Here is a 15280-nt window from a genome sequence, read left to right on the forward strand (position 1 = left end):
CCCGCGGGTGCACAAAAAGAAAGGCCGCATTGCTGCGGCCTTTCAGTGAGATCGGGTGTGCCCAACCCCTGGATCGGTATCTCGATCCGCGCGCTCAGACCGCCACCGAAGGCAGCTCCGCTGTCCGGCCGAGACGCGAGGGTTGCAGCGACACCGTCGAAATCTCACTAGACATTGGATCACCTCCTTTTCGCTGTTGGACGAGACCTGAGTATTGGGGACAGCCGCGACAAATTGCAAGCTGCGCGCGTCACACTCTGCGGGCCGCCAGGCTAGCGATATCGCTGGCGCTTGCAAGCCGTCACACTGCATTGCTCGCAGCGAGGCGCGCCCGCCAGGCATACCCCGGCGTGGGATGCACTGGCGAATGCCGTCAGCAGGGCGGTGGTCTCGCGCACATCGGCACCGGCCTGGCGCGACCAGGCCTCGAGCAGGCCGGCGGCCGCCTCCGCCGTCGGCGGGCGATGGCTGATGCCGAGCCGGCCGGGCCCCAGCAGGCGCGCAAGGTGCTCCGCCGCCAGCGGCGGATCGAGCGGCTGCTCACCGGCCCGTGCCAGTGCAGCCGGGAAATCGTAGTCATGCCGCTGCAGGGTCGAGCGGACCTGCTCCAGCAGTTCACGAGGCCGGAGCTGCGCGGGATTGCGGCGGAACCAGTAGCAGGCCTGGGTCATGCCGCCGCCCACCACGTCGGGCAGGTCCTCGAACTCCTCGCAGGCGAAGCAGCGTTCCTGCAGTTCGGGGGCGAAGAACGCCTCGAGCGTTTCGCGGTCCACGCGACGCGGGCCCATCCGGCCATTGGCCTGGCCGGGCACCAGCGGATGCCAGTGCAGCAGGATGAAGTCGCCGTCATCGGCGAGCGCCTGCATGAGGCACGCCCGGTAGGCCGCATGGCGCACCGGGTCCATGTTGTGCAGCAGGCCATGGTCCAGCACCAGGTCGAACCGGTCCGGCGGCTGCCAGTCGGTGATGTCGGCCTCGACGGTGTGGATGGTCACGCCCTGCTGCGCGGCGCGTGCCTGCGCGTATTCCAGCGCCCTCGGCATGAAATCCAGTGCCGTGACCTGCCAGCCCATGGTCGCCAGGAACAGCGAATCGGTGCCGGCGCCGCAGCCCATGTCCAGCACCCGGCCCGGCGGGCGTCGACGGCAGACCTCGGCCAGGAACAGCGTCGGCTCCTGGTGTGCCCAGGGCAATTCCTGCCAGGTCTTCGCCCAGTCGTAGGTGGCGAAGAACGTCTTTTTCTCGTGGCTGCTCATGTCCCGGGCTGCAGCAGCGCCTGCGCCTCCGCCCCCAGCGCCGCGAGACGCTCTCCGAGCTGCTGCGCGGCCTGCGGCAGGTCCGCCATGGCGAAGCCGGCTGGCACCTGCCAGGGCTCGCCGATGACGATCGCCACCCGGCTGAACGGCAGCGGCAGCAAGAATTCGTCCCAGCTGTTCCAGCGCTTGCAGGGACGGGCAGCGTAGGCAACCGGAATCACCGGCACCTTCGCCATCCTCGCCAGCAGCACGGCGCCGGGCTTGAACTCGTGGCGGGGACCCTTGGGGCCGTCGGCGGTCAGCACCAGCGAGCGGCGCTGGCCGTGCACGACGTTGTACATGTCGCGCAGCGCCTCCCCCGAGGCGCGGGTCGAGGAACCCCGCAGCGGCTCCATGCCCCAGGCGCGGATCATCGCCGCGGGTACCTCGCCGCTGACCGAGGGGCTGGTGAGGATGGCGATCGGCATTCCGGCGCGCGCCTCGCGCCGCAGCAGCCAGGCACAGAACACGTGCATCTGGTGCCAATAGACGATGATCGCCGGCTGGCCCTCCCGGCGCAGCTTCTCCAGATGCCCGGCGCCGCGAATGGCGGTGACGCGGCAGGTCGACCAGAGCAGGCCGAGGAACAGGCGGATCAGCGCCACCAGCAGGCCGTACCAGAGGCGCCGGCCGGCCGACATGCGTCGTTGCGACCGCACCGGGATGCCGGACGGGCGAAAGCGCCGGGCACGCTGGCTCGGGGCGTATTCTCGGCGTTCCTGCTCGGGCTCGCTCGGCATGCGGAGGGGAAGGTCCTGCGGCTGCGGAATTGTCGCACACCCCGCGCCGGGGCACGCCGGGTTTCCGCAGGCCGATTGGCTGACTAGAATGGCAGCGTCTCACCCATGGCCGGCCGCAGCGAAGCCGTTCCAGCGCATGACCGCCACCGCCACCGATCTCCGCCTGCCACCCGGGCCGGCGGAGCGCCACACGCTGAATGCCGACCCGGCGAGCCTGGCGGTGATGACCCGCCTTGCCGCGGAGCATGGCGACCTGGCCTGCGTGTGGTCGGCGGACCGCCCGCACCCTAGCCTGTTCCTCAACGACCCCGCCCACATCCGCCACGTGCTCGTCGGCAACCACGGAAACTACGTCAAGGGCGTGGGATTCGAGCGGGTGCGGATGCTGATGGGCAACGGCATCATCACCAGCGACGGCGAACACTGGCGCCGGCAGCGCACCATGATCCAGCCGGGCTTCACCCGCGGCAGCGTGGCGCGGCTGTCCGGGCGGGTGCTGGAGCACAACCTGGAGCTGGTCGAGGCCTGGCGCGGCCTGGCCGACCGGGGCGAGGCCATCAACATCACCACCGCCATGAGCCACTACGGCCTGGAGGTGATCCTGCGGGCCATATTCAGCGTCGATCTGCCACGGCTGGTGGCGGGCGCCAATCCCTTCGCCTTCCTGGCGGAGGACCCGACCCGCGACATCCGCACCGTGCTCAAGGTGCGCGAGCTCGGCCGCGTGATCCACGAGTGCATCGTTGCCCGGCGCGCCGGCGGGGAGCGGCCCCACGATTTCCTCTCGCTGATGCTCGATGCCCGCGACCGCAAGACCGGCGCGGCCATGACGGACGGCGAGATCCTCGACGAGCTGAAGACGCTCATCGTCGCCGGCCACGAGACCTCGGCCGGCACGCTCAACTGGTGCTGGTACCTGCTGTCGCACCACCCGGAGATCGAGCAGCGCCTGCTGGAGGAAGTCCGCAGCCAGCTGCAGGGCGAGGCCTTCGGCTTCGAGCAGCTGATGGGCCTCGACTACATGGCGCGGGTGCTCAAGGAAACCCTGCGGCTGTACCCGCCGGTCTGGCTCTTCACCCGCCGCGCCGTCGGCGCCGACCGCATCGGCGGCTACGATGTGCCCGCCGGCAGCCACGTCTTCATCTCGCCCTACCTGCTGCACCGCAATCCGCGCTTCTGGGAGGACCCGGAGCGCTTCGATCCGGAGCGCTTCGCCGGCGCGGCAGGCGAGGCGCGCGAGAAGGAAGCCTTCATCCCGTTCTCGGCCGGCTCCCGCCGCTGCGCAGGGGAATACTTCGCCTTCGTCGAGATGCACATGCATCTCGCGCTGCTGATGCCCCGCTACCGGCTCGCCTGTGTCGACCCGGCGCCCATGGACATCGACCCGGCCATCAACCTGCGGAGCCGTTCCGGGATCATGATGACCATCAGCCACCGCCCGAGGGAAAATCCCGCCCCATGACCCTGCCCGATACCCTGACCCTGGCGCTGGACGCGCGCGCCGACAGCCGCCGGCACATCCACTACATTGCCGGCGAGGAACAGAAGAGCCGGATCAGCTTCGCCGGCCTGAAGTCCACGGCCCTCGGCGTGCTGCGGCACTTCCAGGACTTCGGCATGAAGCCCGGCGACGAGCTCATCATCTTCACCGGCAGCAACGAGCAGTTCATCGACAGCTTCTGGGCCTGCCTGTACGGCGGCATCGTGCCGGTGCCGGTCGCCGTCGGCATCAGCGACGACCACCGCCTGAAGCTGCTGAAGATCTTCCGCCAGCTGCGCAACCCCTGGGTGTACACCGAGAAGGCCCAGCTTGGCCGCCTGCGGGAGTTCGCCGAGGGCGCGGGGCTCCTTGCCGAGTTCGAGGCCCTGAACGCGCGGGCGCTGCCGGTCGAGGCCCTGCGCGAGCTGGCCGGCGCCGGCAGCCTGCGCGAGCCCCGGCCCGGCGACGTGGCCTTCATCCAGTTCTCCTCGGGATCCACCAGCGAGCCCAAGGGCGTGGTCCTCACCCATGCCAACATCATGGCTAACCTGCGGGGCATCGTCCGTGCGGCGGCATTCACCGAAGAGGATGTCAGCCTGTCCTGGATGCCGCTGACCCATGACATGGGGCTGATCGGCTTCCACCTGTGCATGCTGGCCGCGGGCATCGAGCACACCATCATGGACACCCGGCTGTTCAGCCGACGCCCGCTGCTCTGGCTCAAGGAAGCGAGCGCGCGCGGCGCCACCCTGCTGAGCTCGCCCAACTTCGGCTACAAGCACTTCCTCAAGGTCTTCGAGTCCCGCGGGCTCACCGGCATCGACCTGTCGAAGGTGCGGCTCATCTTCAACGGTGCCGAGCCGATCTCCGTGCCGCTCTGCGAGCGCTTCCTGCAGGCCATGGCGCCCTTCGGCCTGCGCCGCCAGGCGATGTACCCGGTCTACGGCCTCGCCGAGGCCAGCCTCGCCGTGTCGTTCCCGCCGCCCGGGCGCGAGTACCGAACGGTGAGCGTCGACCGCCGCAGCCTGGGCGTGGGCCAGGCCTTCCGGCCGGCTGCTGCGGGCCACCGCGACGCGCTGGAGCTGATGCAGCTCGGCAGCGCCGTGGACCATTGCGCCATTCGCATCGTCGACGACGCCGACGCGGCGGTCGCCGAGCGCCATGTGGGCCACATCCAGATCCGCGGCGGGAACGTCACCGGCGGCTACCACGGTGGGGCCCATGCCGATGCCTTCACCGCCGACGGCTGGCTGCGCACCGGCGACCTCGGCTTCCAGGTCGATGGCGAGCTGGTGGTGACCGGCCGTCACAAGGAGCTGATTTTCGCCAATGGCGAGAACTGCTATCCGCATGACATCGAGGCCATCGCCGAGGGTGGCACCGGCGTCGAGCTCGGCAAGCTGGTCGTTGCCGGGGCGCGCCGCGACAATGCCGACGAGGACGAGCTGCTGGTGTTCCTGCTGCACCGCGGTTCGCTCGCGGACTTCATCCCGCTCGCCAACCGGGTCCGCCGGCGCATCACCGAACAGACCGCGCTGCAGGTCGGCCACGTGCTGCCGGTGAAGAACATCCCCAAGACCACCAGCGGCAAGATCCAGCGCGGCCTGCTGGTCCGCGCCTACGAGGAAGGGCAGTTCGACGAGGTGATGAAGGAACTCGACGCCATGCGGCTCGATCACCACGATCCGTCGGTGGAGACCGAGTCCGACATCGTGCAGCTGCTCCGGCGCATCTGCGCCAGCGTGGTCACCGACCGCCGCGTCGGCGTCGACGACGACTTCTTCGAGATCGGCGTCAGCTCCATCGCCCTGGCGCAGATCTTCGAGCGTATCGACGAGGAATACCCGGGACTGCTCGCCATCGAGGACCTGTTCGACCGGACCTCCATCCGCGCCATCGCCGCCTTCCTCGAGGAACGGCTGGCGCAGCGCTGAGGCCGGGGGAGATCCCCGCCATCAGGCGTCGTTGAGCCGCCATTCGGCGCGGTAGTTGAGCCCCAGGCGCACCAGCCGCTGCAGCAGGCCGGCGTAGTCCAGGCCATCGCTGCCGGCGGACTCGGCGAAGTCCTCCCCCTGCGCGAGGTTGGGATTGCAGTTGGCCTCGAGCACGAAGACGCTGCCATCCTCGCGCATGCGGAAGTCCATGCGCGCATAGCCGCTCATGTGCAGCGCGCGGTAGATGCGCTTGGCGAGGCGCCCGATGCGCTCGTGGTCCGCCGCCGCCAGCCCGTTGGCCCGGCCGGTGCGGATGCCGTGCTTCTTCTGGTACTTCAGGTCCCACTTCACCTTGCGCGTGGCGATGCCGGCCATGGCCTGGGGCAGCGTGCCGAAATCCATCTCCCAGACCGGGAAGGTACTGAGCCGGTCGTTGCCACAGACGCCGACGTAGAGCTCGCGTCCCTCGATGTACTCCTCCACCAGCGCATCGGTGCGCGTGCTCTCGTGGATGAAGTCGATGCGCTCCTTCAGCCGTACCCGGTCCTCGACGATGGAGGCCTGGGCGATGCCGAGCGAGGCGTCCTCGGTGGCGGACTTGACGAACAGCGGGAACTTCAGCTTCGCCGACAACCGGTAGGGATGGCCGTGGCGGAAGATGGCGAACTGCGGCGTCGGGATGCGGTGCCAGGAGAGGATCTGCTTGGACAGCACCTTGTCCCGCGACAGCATCATGCCGCGCGGGTTGCAGCCGGTGTACGGCTGGCGCATCAGCTCGAGGTAGGCGACGATGTGCTGGTCGTAGGTGATGATCCCCTGGAATTCCTGCAGCAGGTTGAAGGCCACATCCGGCGTCCAGCCGGAGACCGCAGCGCGCAGGTCAGCGAGGTTGTCGTACAGGCCCAGCATGCGCACCTCGTGGCCGGCGGCCTTCAGGTGCGTCATGACGTCGTACTCGGTCCTCCACTCGTTGATCTGCTGCTCCGTGTAGCCATCGAGGCTCTCCGGCGGCACCAGGCTCTCGTGGGTCAGCACCAGGACGCGCAGTTTCTTCATAGGGTGTACCGCTCGCGGCCCCGCCGCACGAAGTCGAAGAGGATGCGCTCGAGCAGCGCGAACAGCTCGCGCTGCGTCACCCGCAGGGACCCCACCACCACCAGGTCCAGGTCCCGTGCCCGGCGGATGACCATGCGCAGCACGTGGTGGACCAGGTACGGGTGCAGCTGCGAGCGTCGCACCAGCAGCCGGTGCAGCTGCGGCCGCACCTGGCGGATGAAGGTCGCGGCCGGCTGCTGGCCCGGGTTCTCGTAGCGCAGGCCGAACACGCGCAGCAGGCGGCTGTCGTAGCGGCGGGCATCGCTGCGGTCGTCGCCCGCCAGCTTGTCGCGGTAGTGCTGGCGCAGGCTGCGCCGGTTGCCGGCGAGCGGCTCGATCACCGCGCGCGAGCGCACCGGCGGCGGCTCGCCGCGGATCTCCTGCATCAGCTCATCCACGTAGCGCAGCTTGCGCAGCGCATGCCAGGCCAGGTAGTCGCTGCGCCAGGTGGAGTTCGGCGCCAGCCACACGGCGAAGGTCTCGGCGAAATCCTCGGTGGGATGGCTCTGCGCATACCAGTGGCCGAGGTGCATGACGTAGTTGCGACTGGTGATGCGCGGCGTGTAGCTGCGCGGATACGGGCGCGTGGCCGGGCCGAAGGCAAGCCTCCAGCGCTTGCGCCGCCGCAGCCGGTAGGCGTTGTCGAGCGCATGCCCGGTCTCGTGGCGCAGGATGCGCGCCATCCAGCGCGCGTTGCCGCCCTCCACCTCGTGCATCATGCGCCGCTCGAGGCGGGCGAGCCGCGGGTGCGCCAGGTAGAAGGGAATGGCCACGCCGGGCACGCCGTCCGGGCAGAACCACTCCTCCGAGAGCCAGAAGTGCGGCCGGAACACGAAGCCGCGGCGGCCCAGCTCCTGGTCGAGCCGCCGCAGCGCTGGCGCCAGCGGGCTCTTCTCCAGCACCAGGCCGAGGTCGTGGAAACGCAGGTCGAGCAGCGCCTCGTCCTCGAGGCCGGTCCACCACAGCCGTGGCCTGCGACGCGCGGCGGGCGCGCTGCCGCGGCCCCGTCGCCCGCCCCTGTTCCCGCGCTTGTCCCGGCTCTTGCCCCGTGCCATGGCGCCATTGCCGCTGATGCTGCAGCGAGTCTAGCAGGCTGGCTGCGGCTGGCCGCATCCGGCGACCTGCGTCACACTTCGCGCCCATCCCCTGCGGCATAGTGCCGGCGGGTTACACGGGTGTTGTCCATGGGTATGTCGCGTCCCGGCCGGGGGTTCCTGGCTGCCTTGCTGTTGCCTGCCATGGCGTCCGCCACGGTTTACCAGGGCAACCCCGGCAATTATCTGGCCCTGCTCGACCAGCTGCAGCCGGGCGACACCCTGCAGCTGGCTGCCGGCACCTACCGCGACCAGCTGCAGATCAGTGACCTGCACGGCGCACCGGGCGCCTACATCACCATCACCGGCCCGCAGTCGGGTGCCGCCGCCGTGTTCCTCGCCGACAACTGCTGCAACACCGTGCAGCTCGACGACGTCTCCTGGCTCGAGGTCTCGCACCTGACGCTGGACGGCACCGGCACCGAAGGCCCCTTCGGCGTCGACTCGCGCAACGTCACCCACCACGTGACCATCTCCGACCTCACCATCATCGGCTACGGCGCCGACCAGCAGATGGATGGCATCTCCACCAAGGGCCCGGCCTGGAACTGGATCGTGCGCCGCAACCGCATCATCGGTGCCGGCACCGGCATGTACTTCGGCAGCTCCGACGGCAGCGCGCCCTTCGTCGCCGGCCTGATCGAGTACAACGTGGTGCTGGACACGCTCGGCTACAACGCGCAGATCAAGCACCAGAACCCGCGGCCGTCGAACATCGGCATGCCCACCGGGGTGAACCGCACCATCATCCGCCACAACGTGTTTTCCAAGGCCAACGGCGCCAACGGCGGCGACAGCGCCAGACCCAACCTGCTGGTGGGCCACCTGCCGCTGTCCGGCACGGGCCAGGACGACAGCTACGAGATCTACGGCAATTTCTTCTACGAGAACCCGACCGAGGCACTGTTCCAGGGCGAGGGCAACATCGGCCTGTACGGCAACCTGTTCGTCAATTCCGTGGGCGATGCGCTCAACATCGTCCCCCACAACGACCAGCCGCGCTCGGTGACGGTCTTCCAGAACACCGTGGTGGCGGATGGCCGCGGCATCTATGTCAGCGGCGGCAAGGCCGGTTTCACGCAGCGGATCATCGGCAACGCCGTGTTCGCCGCACCGGCCATCAGCGGGCCGAACCAGGCCTCCAACATCACCGCTGCCTACGGTTCCACCAACCTGTATCTGAAGAATCCCTGGGGCGCGATCGGCCAGCTCGATCTCTACCCGCTCGCCGGCATGCTCGAAGGGACGGCCATCGATACCAGCGCCTTCACCGGCTACACGGACTGGAGCCTGGATTTCAACGGTCGCGCCCGTGACCAGGCGTTTCGCGGCGCCTACAGCGGCGCGGGCAGCAACCCCGGCTGGAAGCTGGCACTGGCGATGAAGGACAGCGCCGCGCCGGTCACGCCCGCGCCCACGCTCAGCTTCAGCGCCACGCCGGCGTCGATCGCCAACGGCGGCAGCACCACGCTGGCCTGGTCGAGCACCGATGCCAGCGCCTGCACCGCCTCCGGCGGCTGGACGGGCACCAGGGCCAGCTCCGGCTCGAGCAGCAGCGGCGCGCTCACCACCACCACGACCTTCAGCCTGACCTGCAGCGGCGCGGGTGGCACGGCCGCCCGGTCGGTCACCGTCACCGTGGCCGCCGCTCCCGGCGGGGGCTCGGGCGGCGGCGGCTCGGGTGGCGGTAGCGGTGGCAGTGGCAGCAGTGCCGGTGACCCGCCCGCAGCCACCGGTAGTGGTGGCGGCGGTGGGGCCTTGGACTGGCTGCTCGGTTTCCTGCTCGCCGCCGGCGGGTGGTCGCGGCGACGCCGTAGCCCGGGAGTCAGCAGCCCGCAGCCGCTGTCTGATTCCCCGTGGCAAGACCGGGCTTGAAATCCGCGCAGGGCTTGAAACTCGCGCAGGCCGCCCTCGCGGCGGCCCTCCTCCTGGCTTCGCTCGTGGCACTGGCCAGCGCACGGCATTACCTCGCGCGCGAGGAACTGCTCTGCGACGCCACGGGCCAGGTCTGCCTCCTGGGAACGCTCAGCTACGACAGCAACTCACGCGAACTCTGGCTGCGCGGGCGCATCGAACGCGCCGAGGGTCCGGGCGTACTGCACCTGATGCTCTCCGGCACCAGTCGCCCCGGGGCCGTGCACTACGCGAGCCTGGACATCGACATCCGCGGGCGGACGACCGAGATCGTCGATGTCCACATGGTCCCCGGCGAGCCCGCAGTCGACAACTGGCGCCTGGACCGCGTTGCCTTCACGCCCATAGCCGGTCACTGAGAAGCCGGCAGTACATGTAGCGCAGCGGCAACACAATGATATTTGTTGCCTGTTACAGCACATTTTGCTGTAGCTTTTTCACACAGCTCATGTAACATCACGCCGTCGTCTGGTTTTCCCCGTGGTCTGGACATGCCACAGGGCACCGGCAGGGGGGCCGGCGGCAACGTTGTTGTTATGTGCGTACGAAGGAGAAACCGAATGAGATATCTGAGCACCGCCGTGTGCGCGGCAGCCGTCCTGGCCGCCGGCTCGGCTTTCGCAGGGGAGAACCCGGCATGGACCTGGGGCCAGATCGGCTACACGTCCTCGAGTTCCGGCGATGACACCACCGATGCCTTTGGCCTCAACGGCAGCCTCGGCATCGCCGACCTGTTCCACTTCCAGGTCGGATACGTCAATGGCAGCATCGGCGATGTTTTCGGTGGTCCGGATCAGGATTACGACGGCTATTCGATCGTCGCGGGTGTTCACCCCCATATCGCCGCCGGCACCGATGCCGTGTTCAACCTCCGCTATCAGGACATGGACCTGGACGACACGAACGAGGACATTGACGGCTGGGGCCTCGGCGCCGGGCTGCGCCACATGCTGACGGACCAGTTCGAGCTCAACGGCATGATCAACTGGGATCGCTACAGCGTGGATCACGTCAGCAATGGCGACGGCACCGTCGTGTCCTGGACGGTTGGCGGCCGCTACCTGGCGACGCCGGCCCTCTCCGTGGGCGTCAGCTACACCGATGCCGACAAGACGGCATTCTTCGTCGGTGGCGCCGCCACGCTCGATGTCCGCTACCAGTTCGGCGACCTGTTCTAGGCCGCATTGCGACCACCGCCACCGGTGGTGGGTAGGTAAACGGACGCCGGCCGCAAGGCCGGCGTCTTTTTTTGGCGCATGTCCCTTGGCCACCCCTGCGCCGACGCCTACACTGCGCTTCGATGCCGGACCCCACCACCCTGGCCCCGCGCCCAGCTTCACGAGTCCGCATGCTGGGCCAGATGCTGCGCCTTGCCAGTCCCTACTGGAACTGCGAGCGCAAGGCCAGGGTACGCGGCGCCACCCTGGCGCTCTTCCTTCTGACCGTTTGCCAGGTTGGCCTCACTGTCTGGGGCAATTACTGGAACCGCGCACTGTTCGACGCCCTGGAGGCGCGCTCGGTGCCCGAGGTTCTGGTGCAGGTGGGCGTATTCGCGCTCATCTTCGCCGGCTCCATCGTCGTCACCGCGGCACATCTGATGGTCAAGCGCTGGTTGCAGCTCGACTGGCGTGCCTGGCTCACCGACCGCCTGGTTGGCCGCTGGATGGCCGACGGCAGGCATTACCGCCTGACGTTCAGCGCGGGCGATCATGACAATCCGGACGGGCGTATCGCCGAGGACGTGCGAATTGCCACCGAGAGCGCCATTGCCCTGGCGCACACGCTCGTCTTCTCGGTGATGATCCTCGGTACCTTCGTGGACATCCTCTGGGAGGTGTCCGGCGTCGTTACCGTTCCCGGCACCGCCCTGCAGGTTCCCGGCTACATGGTGCCGCTGGCCGTGCTCTATGCCGGCGCCGGCACCATCGTCGGCTGGCTGTTCGGCCGGCCCCTGGTGCGCACCACCAACGCCCTGCAGACCGCCGAGGCCAGCTTCCGCTTCGGCCTGGCGCGGGCGCGGGAGCAGTCCGAGTCCATCGCGCTCATGCACGGCGAAGCCATGGAGCGGGCCAGGTCCGGGGTGCGCTTCCGCGAGGTCGTACGCGACTGGGACCGGCAGTCGCTGGCCTACATGGGCATTGTCTCGTTCTCCACCGGCTACGGCGCCTTGCTCCCCGTGTTCCCGCTGCTGGTCGCGGCACCGCAGTACATCATGGGCGAGATGACGCTCGGCGTCCTGATGCAGGCGGCACAGGCGTTTCAGAAGGTCACCTCCGCGCTGTCCTGGCCGGTGGACAATGTCGGCGAAATCGCCCGCTGCCGCGCTTCGGCCGACCGTGCCCTGGCCCTGCACCTGGGTATGCAGCGCCTCGACCTGGAGAAGCAGCTGCCCGCTGCGTATCGCATCGAGCTCGGCTGCTGCGCACCGTCGCGCCTGAAGATCGAAGCGCTGACCATCACCGAGCCATCGGGCCGGATCCTTATCGAGGACTTCAGCTGCGAGATCCGCCGCGGCGAACGCGTGCTGGTCATGGGTGACCCGGCGGTGACCACCAGCCTGTTCCAGGTCATCGGCGGCCTCTGGGCCTGGGGGCGCGGCCGTGTGCTGTTGCCTGCCGACGGGCCGGTGCTGTTCATGCCCCAGCGGCCGTTCCTCCCGGAGGGGACGCTTCGCGAGGCGCTCTGCTACCCACAGGCACCGGATGCATACAGCGACAGCTGCATCCGCCATGCACTGGAGTGCGCCGGCCTGGCCTGGCTCAGGCCACGCCTGGATGAACAGGACAACTGGGCACGCGTTCTGCCGTTGCGCGGCCAGCAACAGCTGGGCCTGGCCCGCGCGGTGATGCAGCGGCCGGCCTGGATTCTCATGGAGGAAGCCACCGACGCCTTTGATCCCAAGGGCGAACAGCTGATGCTGGAGATGCTCCGGCGCGAGGTGCCCGGTGCCGGGATGCTTACCATCAGCGTCCATCCCGGGCTTGAGCATCTCCATGATCGCAAGATCGTGCTCAACCGGCTGGTGCCGGTCCGCCACCTGTTCCACGCGGACTGAAGCGCGAGCGGCCGCCGGTCCTTCAGAAGGAGGCGGGCAACCAGCCGCGCTCGACGCACTCGCGGAAGCACCATGACGGCGTGGTCTCCGTCCGGTAGCTCCAGAAGAACCAGCCGCGATAGTGCTCGAAAGCGCATATCTGGGCGGCACCGTAGCCACGGTTCGCGACATCGACCTGGAAGCCGTCGAGTGCCTCCAGGGCATGGTTGTAGGGGCCCTCGGCCCAGAGCGAAACGGCTTTCAGGTCGAGGCCCAGGCTCCATTCGCCCGCAATCGCCGGCACCCGCAGTTCCCGCTGCACCAGGTCGGCTTCGTCGCGCCAGAGGATGGCTGCCTTGTGCAGATGGCCACCGATATCCAGATCCTTGTCTGCCTGCTCGAAGCACTGGTACCGGTGCAGGTCGAAGATCACGTTGTCGAATCCGGGCTCCTGGAAGAAGCCGAGGTATTCGCGGTGCGGGCGAAAGCCGTCATGCACCACCACGGCAACGTCACCGGGACCGCAATGACTGCGCACCGCGGCGTTGGCACGCCGGTAGTAGTCCTTGAGCACCTGCGTGGGCACGTCCCAGCGTGGCTCGTTCAGCAGTTCGATGCCGAGCAGCGCTGGATGCGCGCGGTAGCGTGCCGCCAGCCGGCCGACGATATCGACCGAATGTGCGATGTACTCATCCTTCGTGTGCCACTCGCAGACGTCCTTGATGCCGCCATTGTCGAAGCCGTTCTGGCAGCCCGGGGCGGCGTGCAGGTCCAGCAGGACCTTCAGCCCCATCTCCCCGGCCCAGCCCATGGCCCGGTCCAGCACCTCGATGCCACCGCTGACGAACGGCTGCCGGCTGGCGCCGTACTTCGGGTGATAGGGATAGGGCGGTCCGAACAACCAGTGCCCGAGCGGAATGCGCAGCGCATTGATGCCGCTCGCCGCCAGCCAGGCGAAGTCCTCGCGGGTGATGAAGGAATCCCAGTGGGCGCGGAGCCGGGCCGGTGCCGCGGCGCCGAGTTCCACGCACCAGCTGGTCTCATCGGTGGCGGCCAATCCCGCGAAGAGACTGGGTGTCATCCACTTTTCCAGCACCAGCCAGCCGCCGAGGTTGACACCACGCAGGCGGGCAGGCCAGGGCGCGTTTCCTGCTGGCGCCACGGACTCATCCTTTCAGTCAATGGTAACCACGAAACCAGCCGTCAGAATAGCGGCTGGTTTCGCGACGCGCCAAACGCCTGTCCTCCGGCCGCAGGCCGGGCGCAATCATCAGCCATCGGCCAAATGCCGGCCGCTGGGGTAAAGTAGCCGGCAGGATCGGGGGAATCCCAGCAACGAGCCATGAGCCGGTTCAAGGCAGCCAAGAAGCTCGACGCCATCGATGCCCGCCTCGATACACTCGAGGCCGAGCGCCGCGCGCTGGAGCAGGCCACCCTGGGGGCGGCGGTGGCCGAGGGCCTGCGCCGGGAGCGCTACTTCGGCATCGCCGACGACGGCCAGCGCCGCGGCCTCATCGCCCTCGAGCGCGAGATCCACGAGCAGCGCCGCCAGCAGGGTGCGGCCGCGGTCGCCTACTGGGGCACCGTCGTCACCGAGACCCGCCGCAAGCTCGATGATCTCCGTGATGAATCGCCCCGCTCCGCCTGGCGCCGCGGCGTCTGGTACGACATCCTCACCATCCTCTGGATCCTGGTCGGCGGCGGTTTCTGGGCCTTCCGCTGGGCCGGCGCCATCGCCGGGGCGGTGATCACCGCAGCCTGGGCGCCGTTCCTGGTGCGCGGCCGCGAGCGCACCCGCATCAGCTCCATCCGCAAGGGCGAGGACATCCTGCGCTCGGCGGAGAACGAACTGCGCATCGCCGAAAGGGAGCGCGACCGGCACCAGGCCGACGGCATCTTCTCCGCCACCGAGGCCGTCGCCGGGGCACCGGATGCGGGCTGAGCACCTCCCTGCCAGCTGCCGCGCCGGACTGCTCCTGCTGCTGGCTGGTTTCCTGCACTGCGCACCCGCGATCGCCGACGACGCCTTCAACCTCACGCCATACCTCTGGGCAGCCAGCCTGGATGGCACGCTCGGCGCCGGCGCCACGGACCCGGGCGGGGGCGCGACAGCGGATTTCGGCAAGATCTGGGACAACATGAGCCTCGCCGGCGCGATGCTCAACGCCAGCTGGCGCCGGGATCGCTGGACGGTGTTCGGCGACTGGACCTATGCGAGGGTGGAATCCGACAGTCCCACCGGGGCCTCCAGGCTCTACTCGCATGCCGAGGCCGAGGTACGCGGCAACGTCATGCAGGTGTTTGCCGGCTGGGACAGCCTGCCCACCGGGACTGGCCACCTGGACCTGTTTGCCGGCCTCCGCTACTACGACATCGACGTCGATCTCGAACTCCAGGGCGCCACGCTCGCCGACCGGCAGGCTGGCGGCAGCGCCCAGTGGTTCGATGCGGTCGCCGGCCTGCGCTACCTGCAGCGCTTCGGCGGCCGCTGGCAGGTGCTTGCCCAGGCGGATGTCGGCGCTGGTGGCTCCGAGCCCTCCTGGGAGGCCGTTGCCTCGCTGGGCTACACCTTCGACTGGGGCACGCTGGTTGGTGGCTGGCGCCACCTGCAGTCCGACTACCGGGACGAGAGCCTGCAGTTCGACGCGCAGCTCACCGGTCCCTTTCTCGGCGCATCGTTCGCCTTCTGAACCG

Annotated in this window: 13 protein-coding genes; 8 read left to right on the top strand and 5 right to left on the bottom strand. The window is 68.7% G+C overall.

Annotated features, from left to right (window positions below):
• Window positions 1–272: 272 nt before the first annotated feature.
• Window positions 273–1256: a class I SAM-dependent methyltransferase gene (locus HRU81_11495; GenBank protein ID QOJ32688.1), complete on the bottom strand. Its 984-nt coding sequence runs from the start codon at window positions 1254–1256 to the stop codon at window positions 273–275.
• Window positions 1253–1936 carry a lysophospholipid acyltransferase family protein gene (locus tag HRU81_11500; protein ID QOJ32689.1) on the bottom strand — a complete coding sequence of 228 codons (684 nt, stop codon included), beginning with the start codon at window positions 1934–1936 and terminating at the stop codon, window positions 1253–1255. The genes HRU81_11495 and HRU81_11500 overlap by 4 nt, the downstream gene beginning before the upstream one ends.
• A 235-nt stretch (window positions 1937–2171) precedes the next feature.
• Here HRU81_11500 and HRU81_11505 point away from each other — a divergent pair, with 235 nt between their 5' ends.
• Both HRU81_11505 and HRU81_11510 read left to right on the top strand, forming a co-directional pair.
• Entirely contained in the window at window positions 2172–3497 is a 1326-nt protein-coding gene (locus tag HRU81_11505; GenBank protein ID QOJ32690.1) for a cytochrome P450, read from the top strand.
• On the top strand, window positions 3494–5449 hold the full coding sequence (locus HRU81_11510) for a non-ribosomal peptide synthetase (protein ID QOJ32691.1): 1956 nt from the start codon (window positions 3494–3496) through the stop codon (window positions 5447–5449). Before HRU81_11505 ends, HRU81_11510 begins: the two co-directional genes overlap by 4 nt.
• Window positions 5450–5470: 21 nt before the next feature.
• On the opposite strand, the gene HRU81_11515 is transcribed toward HRU81_11510, so the two are convergent.
• Entirely contained in the window at window positions 5471–6505 is a 1035-nt protein-coding gene (locus HRU81_11515; GenBank protein QOJ32692.1) for a D-alanine--D-alanine ligase, read from the bottom strand.
• Entirely contained in the window at window positions 6502–7599 is a 1098-nt protein-coding gene (locus HRU81_11520) for a hypothetical protein (protein QOJ32693.1), read from the bottom strand. The genes HRU81_11515 and HRU81_11520 overlap by 4 nt, the downstream gene beginning before the upstream one ends.
• Before the next feature lie 183 nt (window positions 7600–7782).
• On the opposite strand from HRU81_11520, the gene HRU81_11525 reads away from it, so the two are divergent.
• The 4 genes from HRU81_11525 to HRU81_11540 all read left to right on the top strand — a co-directional run bounded on the left by HRU81_11525 (window position 7783) and on the right by HRU81_11540 (window position 12607).
• Window positions 7783–9513, top strand: coding sequence for a hypothetical protein (locus HRU81_11525; GenBank protein ID QOJ32694.1), 1731 nt, complete (start codon window positions 7783–7785; stop codon window positions 9511–9513).
• On the top strand, window positions 9510–9911 hold the full coding sequence (locus tag HRU81_11530; protein ID QOJ32695.1) for a hypothetical protein: 402 nt from the start codon (window positions 9510–9512) through the stop codon (window positions 9909–9911). Before HRU81_11525 ends, HRU81_11530 begins: the two co-directional genes overlap by 4 nt.
• Window positions 9912–10112: 201 nt before the next feature.
• Window positions 10113–10730 carry a hypothetical protein gene (locus tag HRU81_11535; GenBank protein ID QOJ32696.1) on the top strand — a complete coding sequence of 206 codons (618 nt, stop codon included), beginning with the start codon at window positions 10113–10115 and terminating at the stop codon, window positions 10728–10730.
• Window positions 10731–10900: 170 nt separating this feature from the next.
• Complete coding sequence (locus HRU81_11540; protein QOJ32697.1) at window positions 10901–12607, top strand: ABC transporter ATP-binding protein/permease; 1707 nt, start codon at window positions 10901–10903, stop codon at window positions 12605–12607.
• A 22-nt stretch (window positions 12608–12629) separates the two neighbouring features.
• Here HRU81_11540 and HRU81_11545 read toward each other — a convergent pair whose 3' ends face one another.
• A complete protein-coding gene (locus tag HRU81_11545) occupies window positions 12630–13667 on the bottom strand; it encodes a glycoside hydrolase family 5 protein (protein ID QOJ33383.1) in 1038 nt (345 codons plus the stop codon).
• Window positions 13668–13928: 261 nt separating this feature from the next.
• On the opposite strand from HRU81_11545, the gene HRU81_11550 reads away from it, so the two are divergent.
• Both HRU81_11550 and HRU81_11555 read left to right on the top strand, forming a co-directional pair.
• Window positions 13929–14528: a hypothetical protein gene (locus tag HRU81_11550; GenBank protein ID QOJ32698.1), complete on the top strand. Its 600-nt coding sequence runs from the start codon at window positions 13929–13931 to the stop codon at window positions 14526–14528.
• Window positions 14518–15276 carry a hypothetical protein gene (locus tag HRU81_11555; GenBank protein ID QOJ32699.1) on the top strand — a complete coding sequence of 253 codons (759 nt, stop codon included), beginning with the start codon at window positions 14518–14520 and terminating at the stop codon, window positions 15274–15276. The genes HRU81_11550 and HRU81_11555 overlap by 11 nt, the downstream gene beginning before the upstream one ends.
• Window positions 15277–15280 lie beyond the last annotated feature (4 nt).

This window comes from Gammaproteobacteria bacterium, from assembly GCA_015709695.1.
Taxonomy (GTDB): domain Bacteria; phylum Pseudomonadota; class Gammaproteobacteria; order Steroidobacterales.

Bases quoted from the DNA above. Each gene is read 5' to 3' on its own strand.
- HRU81_11540 (QOJ32697.1), top strand. From the start codon at position 10,901: ATGCTGGGCCAGATGCTGCGCCTTGCCAGTCCCTACTGGAACTGCGAG.
- HRU81_11555 (QOJ32699.1), top strand. From the start codon at position 14,518: ATGCGGGCTGAGCACCTCCCTGCCAGCTGCCGCGCCGGACTGCTCCTG.
- HRU81_11495 (QOJ32688.1), bottom strand. From the start codon at position 1,256: ATGAGCAGCCACGAGAAAAAGACGTTCTTCGCCACCTACGACTGGGCG.
- HRU81_11515 (QOJ32692.1), bottom strand. From the start codon at position 6,505: ATGAAGAAACTGCGCGTCCTGGTGCTGACCCACGAGAGCCTGGTGCCG.
- HRU81_11545 (QOJ33383.1), bottom strand. From the start codon at position 13,667: ATGACACCCAGTCTCTTCGCGGGATTGGCCGCCACCGATGAGACCAGC.
- HRU81_11525 (QOJ32694.1), top strand. From the start codon at position 7,783: ATGGCGTCCGCCACGGTTTACCAGGGCAACCCCGGCAATTATCTGGCC.
- HRU81_11505 (QOJ32690.1), top strand. From the start codon at position 2,172: ATGACCGCCACCGCCACCGATCTCCGCCTGCCACCCGGGCCGGCGGAG.
- HRU81_11535 (QOJ32696.1), top strand. From the start codon at position 10,113: ATGAGATATCTGAGCACCGCCGTGTGCGCGGCAGCCGTCCTGGCCGCC.
- HRU81_11510 (QOJ32691.1), top strand. From the start codon at position 3,494: ATGACCCTGCCCGATACCCTGACCCTGGCGCTGGACGCGCGCGCCGAC.
- HRU81_11500 (QOJ32689.1), bottom strand. From the start codon at position 1,936: ATGTCGGCCGGCCGGCGCCTCTGGTACGGCCTGCTGGTGGCGCTGATC.
- HRU81_11520 (QOJ32693.1), bottom strand. From the start codon at position 7,599: ATGGCACGGGGCAAGAGCCGGGACAAGCGCGGGAACAGGGGCGGGCGA.
- HRU81_11550 (QOJ32698.1), top strand. From the start codon at position 13,929: ATGAGCCGGTTCAAGGCAGCCAAGAAGCTCGACGCCATCGATGCCCGC.